This is a genomic window from Acetobacter oeni, from assembly GCF_011516825.1.
GTDB classification, from domain to species: Bacteria; Pseudomonadota; Alphaproteobacteria; order Acetobacterales; family Acetobacteraceae; genus Acetobacter; species Acetobacter oeni.
Genome location: NZ_WOTA01000093.1, coordinates 1 through 886 on the forward strand (window position 1 = coordinate 1; position 886 = coordinate 886).

At 59.9% G+C, this 886-nt stretch carries 1 protein-coding gene; it reads right to left on the reverse strand.

The genetic code is table 11. The annotated features are described in order from the left end of the window. A partial coding sequence (locus GOB90_RS18720) for a tyrosine-type recombinase/integrase (RefSeq protein WP_242012174.1) occupies positions 1–821 on the reverse strand: 821 nt, incomplete at its 3' end. Positions 822–886 lie beyond the last annotated feature (65 nt).

The window sequence follows — 886 nt, forward strand, 5'->3', positions numbered from 1 at the left end:
ATGACCGATAGCTGACAATCAGACACACCAGCCACGGAGGCCCGCTGCATGTAAGTGGCGAAGTTCTTACGGAAGCTGTGGAACGTAACCCAGCCATCAGACTCCTCCGCACCCAGCACAGCCCTGCGGAACGTGGTGAATCTCTTGGCAAAGTAATAGCCGCGCTTCCCGTCCGGCCCTCCCGGCTTACACTCAGGAAACAGAGGGGCATCAGGGCTCCCATCCGTCTGGCTCAAGCGCCTCTCAATGATCGTGCGGGCCAGAGGGTGCAAAGGGATGCGTCTGACTGAGCTGGCTGTCTTTGCCTCCTCGTCCATTACCGCCATGCCCCAGAGATGAGTGCCACCAACAGAGCCTGGCTCCCTGTTCAATATGTGCCGAACGGTAAGACTGCACAGCTCATTCTCCCGGGCACCTGTAAGCACTGCAAGGCGCATCAGGTCTCTGATGGCTGGTCCCCATGCCCAGCGCCTGCCTTCATCGGGGTCAGTGTTCAGCAGCTTTGTAAGCTCGCCCTCGCTGAACTCCCTCCGCTCCCTCCGCTGGTTGTGGTGACGCCCTGTCTCTTGGCCCCTGCCACCCCAGTGACCACGGTCACCCCGCTGGGCCTGCTTCTTCATCCCCTCCGTGGCTCCTGTCCATGGATTCGGGCCGGGGATCATGTGCTTACGGATGCACCATTGCCAGAAGACCTTCAGTGGACTGACCCGGCTCTGTGCGGTCTTTACAGCCAGCCCCTTCGTATCCAGCAGCCACTCCACAAAGCCCCCGATCACCCGTGGCTCAATCTGCTGGATGCCAATAAGCCGGAGGGCGTCCATGGGTGAGGCGTTTGTATTTGATGCGCAAAGCTCTGATGCTCCACACGAATCTCTGGGTGTCTTGG